At 60.7% G+C, this 9,065-nt stretch carries 1 protein-coding gene; it reads right to left on the bottom strand.

All coding sequences use genetic code 11. The features are described 5' to 3' along the window. The coding region (locus tag KBY71_RS13445; protein WP_254929402.1) for a hypothetical protein at window positions 1–9,005 on the bottom strand (9,005 nt) is incomplete at its 3' end. Between the last annotated feature and the right edge of the window lie 60 nt (window positions 9,006–9,065).

The following is a 9,065-nucleotide window of genomic DNA, read 5'->3' on the forward strand; positions in this document are numbered from 1 at the left end:
TTGCGGCCATCGGCGCCCTCCAGAACCAAATTCCCCCCTACTCCCACAGGCACTCGCAGCACTCCCGCTGCATTCGCCTCTCGCACCAGCACCTGCTCGCGGAAGCTCGTTGCCAGCCCCAGCCGCAGTGGGCTGTCCTCCGCCACCGCTGCTCCGCCGGGCAGCACCACATGCACCACGCTCCGATCGAGCTCCACCCCATAACCCGAATCGCTGGACAGCAGCTGCACATCCACAACCCTCCCCCCATGGCCCTGCGCTGGCCGCAGCACACGGATCGGCAGCACCACCTCACTCGCACCGGCAGGTACCACCAACGTGCGATCCCCTAAACCCTCAGCCAGCTCGTAATCCACTCCCTCGATCGCCGTGCCACCCAGTCGGAACCGCACGCTCAATCCGTAATCCGGTGCTCCCTGTTCCATGCCATCCGGCGTCCGCAGACGCACCGTCAACCCCACAGGCTCCGCCGGCTCACCAGCCACCTCCATCAGAGCTTGCTCACCATCGACGGAGCCCGACAAACTGATCCTGAAATCACTCACTCGATCCGGCGCATCCACCAGCAGCGGCGTAAAGAACGTCGACAGATACGCCTGCTCAAACTCTGCCTTATCTACAAATTCACCATCCACCGACAACCGCACCAGCTCGCTCGCCAGCTCCTCCACCATGAACCGCTTGGAGCCCGCGATCGACGCAATCACAAACTCCTCGCCCACAGCCGCAGACTCACGCAGCCGGCTCTCCACCGTCTGCACAATTCGGCTTAAGCCCAACGACAACCGATCCAGCAGCTCGCCATAGCTCTGCTCGAGGTAGTCATCCACCACAGCGGCTTGCGCCGTTGATCGCTGATCCGTCAAGGCTGCTTGCAGCGCTTCCAAATCACCGGCCGGCAGCCCCGATCCTTCCAGCCCAGTGAGCACACGCTCCAGCGGATACACACCCAAAATCTCCTTGAGCACCACACGCAGATGCTCCGCCTCGCTCACATCAAACTGCTGTGCATACGCCATCCGCCCAAAGCGATCCGTTGGATTCACCTCACCGCTCGCTCCAAACCGTTGCGTCAGTGCATAGCCATACGCTGAAAATGCCGTGATCTCCAATCGATCCGCATTCTCTGGTTGTGGGTCATAGCCCCACATCTCCTTAGCCTGAGCACTCTCAAAATCAAGACCCAATTCACGGAATAACTCAATCAGAACCTTCACAACAGCGAGGTTCTGATAGCTGAACACCAGCGTGTCCACTGCTGCTTCCCTCTCCCCACGATCCAACGACTGCAATGACGCATACGGTGAAAAGCTGTCGTCCTGGAGGCTGGCCGGGGCTCCCACCATCAGATCACCGAAATAACCGCTGATCAGCTCAGGACTCAACTCCTCTCCCAGCAACGTCATCTCCGGCCGCCAACGCAGCAGCGCGGCATATTTCAGCGTCGTCAGAATTGACAGATTGCCGCTCCCATCCGGCAGGCCCACCAGCGGGAAGCCCAGGTCCACACCTGAGATCGAATCCACCAAGCTGATGCGGCCGTCCACCGTCGGTGTGCCGGCAATCAACAAGCCATCCTTCCAATTGATCACGCCATCGCGGTTACCCACCAGCGCCGCCACTCCCAGACCATCCGCAAACGCGAACTGGCCCTGACCATCTGTCACCGTTGCAATCTCTCCTCCATCGGCCTTGAGGTTGAGATTGTTCGTCAGCGCACCATCCTGATCGAAACCGCGCTGATCAAACACCACATCGCCATAGAGCACAGGACCCGCCTGCACCGCCGCCAGACCCTTGGCGTAACCCACCTTCAGGGTGGCCGTCCGATCGCCGTAGCTGCTCTCGCCTGTGCGCACCAGATTCTGAGCACTCTGCCCGTAGGCCAACAGCGGCAGATCCACCAACCACTGGCCCTGATCAGCCGCCCCACGCAGCTGCACATCCGCCAGCTGCAAGCTAGTCGCAGCTGATGCAGACCTCAACGACGGGAACACCAGGCGGTAACCGCTGTAGAAGCTGGGGTTGGTGATCGTCACCACCGCAGCTTCCGTACGGCGCTCTTGGGGCAACGACAAGACCCCCGCACTGATCTTCCGCCACTCCGATCCCACAGCCCCATACAGGGCATAGGAGGCCGGATCACGCTCCGGCGCATCATTGGCCGTGGTAATGACAAAGCTCTCAATCCGCACGGCCGAGCCATAGCTGAATTCCAGGCCCGCATTGGCTTTGCCGTAATTCAGATACTTCGTTAATGCATTGCCATCCAACGCCTGCGCCGCTCCCTCACCACTCGGCGTGCGGCTCTGGCTGGCTCCATCCAGATCGATCGCCGACATCGCCTGCGGCGCCAACACACCCACCTGTGGTGCGAGCGTCGGAGCTGATCGCTGCGACCAGCTCGCGGCCGTGATCCCGCTGAACCGCATGGGCAGGTAGATCCCACCGGCCTCCAGCTCCAGGCTCTGCTGGGAACGCTTCTCGCTCACGATCACCCGCTCGCCCACTTGCTGCAAGCGCTGGGCCAGCACCTTGAGGTAGCCCGAATCACCGGGACGGCTCTCGATCACACCGTCACCATCGCCATCGATCCCACCGGCCAGGTCATCGACACGCACAAGAGCCATCTGCTGGCCACTCGCTCCAGTCAGCGACACCGTCACCGGCGTGCGGCTGCCCGCCTCGCCCGGCACCACAAGCAGTGCCGTGCTCAGCGTCACCGTCAAATCACCTGCAGTCCCCAAACCCAGCTCCAGCCGTGCACGGCTGCTCTCGCTACCTTCACGCAGCGCAGGCCGCTGCACATCCGCGGCGATCAGGGCTCCGCTGGCCGCAGTACTGACAACCGGCAGGTAGAAGCGCCCCGCCTCCAGCACCAGCGCCGCAGGGCTCATCCCGCTCAACTCTTTGAGGGCGAGGCGCTTGACGCCGCTGCCGCCATTGATCCGGCTCAGCAGCTCTTCCTGATACCCAGCCGCCCCAGGCGCCAGCACAACGCTGTTGACCATCAGGCGACCATCGGGGCCATCCACAGGCACAAGCACCAGGCCACCGGCGCCAGTCACCGATCGGCCCGAGCCCTGTAGCCACAGCTGACCATCCGCCGCCGTCGGCGCATACAACGTCGTGCCCGCCAACAGCACCACACCCGGTGAGGTGCGTGACGGCAGCAGCGCAATCTGCTCCTCACCTCTCTTGCTCGCCTGCTGATCAAAACGGCCGTCCTCCGTCATCTGCAACCGCAGGGTGGTGACGCCATTGGCCACACCGCCGCCCAGCAGCGTGACCTCATCGGCACCAAACACACTCACCGGCGCGCCGCCGGCCGCCGGCAGTAGCAGCAGATCGTTGCTACTAGCGCTCTGGCTGCCCAGCGCACCTTGATCCCGCAGTTGGATCGTGAGCAGGCCGTCATCGGCTCCTGGTGCATCCGCGCTCTGCAGCACCATCACCTCCTCCAGCAGCGGCGCCTGACCCAGGTCGAACAGCGCTTCATTGCGATCGCTCTGCCAACCCTGCTCCGCCATCACCGCTGCTGCATCTGCAGCCCGTTGCTCCGGCGAACTCAACACAAAGCTGCTGCGTTCTGCAGAACCCAGTGCCTCACGCTCCGGAGCATCCAGCGACACCTGCAGCTGGGAGGCCAAGTTGCTCACACTCGCCAGCGAGGCGGGCAGCGTCAGGGTCACCGTCGCTGACGTGGCACCGCCTGGAATCACAACGCTGCCCGCAAGCAGCGGCACCACCAGACCATTGTTTCCCTCAATCCGGTACGCCACTGCTAGGTCGCCGCTCAAATAACCAGAGCGCAGGATCTTCAGGGTCAACGTCTGGCTCACCGCATCCCACTGCAGCGGCTGCGGTGATAAAACAAGATCCTTAAGCGACGCCTGCTCAGAAAGGCTTTGCAGACGCTGCTCCACTGTGTCGTCAGTAGGGATGTCGTCAGTAGGGGCAGATGGAGGCAGTGATGGCGACAACGGCGTGGTCGCCGTCAGCTCGGTTGGCACCGCCTCATCCACCAGCACACTCACATTGCTCGACACCACCACCGACAGACTTTCCGACACATTCGTGTAGATGTTGAAAACCACGCCGTCCACATCCACATCCGCCTGATTCAGATAGAAATCCGTACTCAACCGCACCGAATCACCAGCAGCCAGCTGCTCGGCCACAAGTGCCTCCACAAGGGGCTTCACCGCATCAATCTGTCGCTGCAGCCGCAACAGCTCCGGAAGATCCCTAATCGCGCCACTAGGCTCTGGAGTGAGCTTTTTCAGGTATGAATCCCTGTAAGGATCCAGCACAGCATCAGCGCCAGCAGTCGTCAGACGATCCTTGAATTGCCGCCACGGCGTGGGCACAGCCTGGAAGCCAATCATGACGGAGCCAGGGTTAGCAAAATCACCAAAATAATCGTCGTAGGAATAGCCCTGCCTCGACAAATAGAATAGGGCGGCGTTGACGTTGCTATCCGACTCCATCGCGCGCTTGTGCTGGGCGTAGACATCTCGCATGAACGGCTCATTACTCGCGGTGAGCTGCTCACGCCGGGGAAGCCCGAGGAGCTCCGGCTCTACCGCACTCAGCCAGCCCAGCAGGCGCTCATAGGGATCGGCATTGGACCGATTGAGCACTTGCTCAAATGCCACGCTGCGGGAACTCGTGGCCGTGAGCTCAGCAGCAAACTCAGTGCGCCAGGCTGCGGGAAGCTGCTTGAGCTGCTGGAACACCGCCTCAACGCCCCCATTGACCGCACCATCGATCTGTGCGACGACCGCGCGATAGTCGGCTTCCAGTTGCGCTGCCCAGGCCTCGAGCTCAACCAGCACGGAGGAGTGGGTGAGAGCCAGGCCAGCCACATAACTGGAGAAATTACCAGCCAGATTCATCCCGCCTTCCCCATCCGCCGCTGCACCACTCTCGCGAGGATCCAAAGCATCAAGACGCTCCAGCATCGTGTCCAGCGGTCGCTGAATCGGCGCACCGTCGATCCGCCGCAAGAGATCAAAAATCAGATCCTTGCTCTGCTCCGCCAGTAGATCAGGCACAGCGGTGAGGTCTGAGCCACTCTGCGAGAACAACCCCACTCGCAGCGTGAGATCAGCCAGCAGCTGTTGCACATTGCTCTGCAGACCTTCCTCGGACAGGGCGGCCGTGAGCTGCTGCAGCACACGACTGAGCGGCTGCACCTGCTGCACGTCACCCTCGATCTGCAACGTGCCAGAAGAGCCAGCCATCGCGGACACCGCTGCCGCGTTGAGCACAACTTCATTGTTGCCAAAGTCGCTCAGATCAAGAAACTCAACGTTTTGCACACGACCGGACGAGGCCAGACGCGTGAAATCCCAGCGCTGATTTTTCTCACCCTCCAACACCAGCACATCAAAACCACTTCCACCATCCACCCGGCGGAACCGCTCATCAACCAGATGGATTGTGTCATCACCTGGACCGGCCAGAATGACATCTATCCCTCCGAAACCTTGAATGATGTCACCACCTTCCTTGCCATGGATGATGTCGCCAGCCGGCGTTCCCTTGAGGCTGTCGAGCCCAGGGGTGCCGATCAGATTCACCGAGAGCGTGGGATCACTGCTAAAGATCACCGTGCGGATCACATCGCCTCCCGCGGTGGGCACCGAACTAATCTGCAAATCGGCGCGGCCATCGCCGTTGAAATCACCCGCGGCGCTCAAGCGCACACCTGTGCGATAGGTAGCCGGATCCAACCCTTCGATCTTGATCGCCGACACCCCGCCAAACATCGGGGTCGTAGAACCAGCTGCACTGGCATTGGCGCCGTTGCTGCCATCGATGGACACCAACGCATCCTCGAGGCTGATCGCGTTGATCGACGCGCCACCAAATCCGTCCGCCGACACTTTGATATAGGTGTCGATCTGACGATTCGTGGTGCCAGTTTTGAGAATGCTCGCGTCTTTCGCTCGCGTTTCTGCAAAGAAGGCGGTTAGCCGATCCAACCTGGCTGTGGCCTGATCGAGATTCAGGCCGCCAAACAGCACATACACATCACCGCTACCACTATCAGCAATCGCCAGATCATCAAAGCCATCGCCGTTGAAATCACCCAGCGGCTGAATCGTGAGGTTGACCTCGCTGCTGAAGTTTTCAAAGGAGGCCAGCGTATCGGTCTTCGTGGCATCCGAGTTCTGCCGGTAGCTTGAGGCGTTGCCGCGCAGAATCGGCATCAGGCTAGACAGGTTCAGCGGCTGATCTGAGCCCCACACAATGGTGGGCGCAACCAACACTGAGCGCGTGATGGCCTGACCATTGGCCGAGGCATCGCTAAAATAACTATCCTTAAGCTCCTCATCGTCATCGACACCGGACACCCAACCGTCGTCCCCACCGGGCAAACGATTGAGATTGTTGTGCACAAGATCCAGGCTGTAGTCGTAGTTCCAGCCAGCAGCCAGTGATCCCAAGCCCACGAAATCGGCATAGCCATCGCCGTTGAGATCTCCCGCCGCCTGTAGACCCTTCAGGCCCAAACCCTCCAGCGGCTTGTCGGTGTTGAACTCGATGCCCGCCAGAGCATGGATGCCGGCGGAGCCACCGGAGGCCGCACTTGCCGTGAGATACAAATCACCTTCGGCAAGAGAGAGTTTTTCCTCAAGATCGATCGTGATCTGCAAGCCCTCATTCACCGCGTTGGGGCGCAGAATATTATCCCAAGTGCCAGATTCCCAGGCCGTGTAAAGCGAAGCGCTGGCGAAGTTGAGCAGCAACTTACCGGCATAGGCATTGCCTCCCTTCGAATACTCACCCGGCTGGTAGCGCACATAGGCCGCAGAGCTCATCAGCTCATGGAACCACCAATAGGCGGTCCCATCGCGATACTCCTTGGCCTCATTGATTCCGCTGTTGTTATGCAGGCCACCACGCACATCCAGCACATTCGCCTCGTCACTTGGTGCTTCGGGGCTCTCCCACACCTGGGAGCCATTCCAGTACACCCGCAGCTTCTGCTGGCCTTCGTCGATGTTGAGAGCAAAACCCTGGCCAAGAAGTTTGCTGGCATTGGCACTACGGTCGGTGCTCGCCTGCGGCTGGCCGGTGCTGACCGCAAACAGGACCTGATCGGCACCGCCAACCGATGCGGCATCACCGGAGCGCTTCCAAACATAGGCCGGAATTTTCAACTCCCAGGCTGCTCCGCTGCTCAAGTAGCTCGCAAGGGAGGCGTCGCCCAGTTTCTGGCTGTATGCGCCACTGCTATTGGCCTGATTGACCCCACTCAGATGCAGCATCGAACGGTCCAGGTAGGCACCGTTCATGGCGTAGTAATCACTGCTGCTGCCCTGCTCAACCAAACTGCGGCTCAAGGGGAATTTCCCCCCCTCAGCGCCGTATCCCACACCCGGGCCCTTGATCGCCTTCACACTGGCTGCATTGCCACTGCCGCTCAGCAGATTTGCCGCTGTGCTCGTGCCGCCGGCGCCATTCCACCACACCCCTCCGGCGCTGCTGCCACCATTGCTGATCAGTTGCGCCTGCAACGCTTCAGTGCTGCCAAATCCAGCAGCCGCCGCGCCCATCAGCTCAATGCGATGCACCTCACTGGCATCCTTCTCTTGCAACAGCAGTTCCTGCCAACCGTCACCATCCGCGTCAGCCAGCCACAAATCAGCGCCATCGAGATTGGCGGCACGCTTCCCATCACCTGACGGTGTGATCTCGATGCTCAATGGCAAATACTCCGAAGTGGGGTAGCGGTTGAACACGTATTGCCGGAACGCCTGGCCCACTCCCGGCACAACTCCTTCCAAGTAGCCAGCCACAGCCAAAAGGTCATCGGTGGTCTTAACGGCATCGCGCTCTGCGTTCGCCTGGGCCACCGCAGCAGCGAGGACATCGCGCATCGCCTCCACTGACTCCTTCTGCTCAGCCGTGGGTTCACCAAGCTGGGCAAACCAATCTTTCAGCAGCTGACTGAGATCCACATCCAGCGATCGGGGCACTACCATCCCCGCGCTGGCACCATTGCGCAGCAGCAGTGTGGGGTTGCCGAGTTCGCTGCGCAGCGGGGCAATACCGATCGCCTCAAACGGAGTGAAGGTGGTCTGCAAGGCGCGGCTGGCCTTACCCAGATCCACCAGCTCCAGCGGCTGATCCCGCAGCAGCAAATCGTTGCTGAGATTGAGGCCGCCACGCAGGATCGCCAGACCATTCACTGTGTCCCAGATCTCTTCCCCTGCCGGTGCATAGCTATAACCAAGCAAGAGATCATCAGCTCCATCGCGATCGAGATCACCGATTCCAGCTGCAGTTCGCCACTTCAGGCTGCTCGCATCGCCCAAGGCAGTCGCCAACTTGGGAAAGAGGCGCAGCAACGAACTGCCACCAGTGCCCGCATCACTGTGCGATGGCGCCAGCCCGCCCGAGAGCCCGTAACCGATCTCCAGGGCAAAATCACTCAGATCGTCTCCAGCGATCACTCGCAGCACCTGATCAGATAGACCATCACCATTGATGTCGCCCACCAGGCCCACCTCAATCGCTCGGGCGGCCGCGCTGCTTGCCGCGTCGTACCAGCCGCCCTCAGCGGCGAAATCCACACCTACACCTGAGCTGTAATCCTTTAAGCCCAGCGACACTGCCGCGCGCAGTTTCTCACCACCCCACAACACCGACAGTTCACTGCCAAACTGGCTTGTACTGAGCAGAACTTCACTCTTGCCGTCGTCATTGAGATCGGCTGAGGCCATACCGAAACCCAAGCCGGCATAAGCATTACCTGGATAGAGGTCGACACGCCGATTGGGGTCGCTCTGGCGGAGGTTGTAGAAGTTGATGTCACCCACCTGCTCCAGTGCCAGGGTGGCGCTGCCGAAATCCTTCTGGCCAAACAACACCGACACCATGCCGGTGTTGTCGTAGAACGCCGGCGATCCCAGCAGCAGCTCGGCTCGGCCATCACCGTCCACATCAGGCGCAAAGCTGAGGCTGCTGCCAAACTTGCCTTGCTCCTCCATCCCCTGGATGTACAGCACAGCATCGTGCACTGCTGAGTAGTAGGTAGGCCGCCCGCTGGT

This window comes from Cyanobium sp. T1B-Tous, from assembly GCF_024345475.1.
In the GTDB taxonomy this organism is placed as follows: Bacteria; Cyanobacteriota; Cyanobacteriia; order PCC-6307; family Cyanobiaceae; genus Cyanobium_A.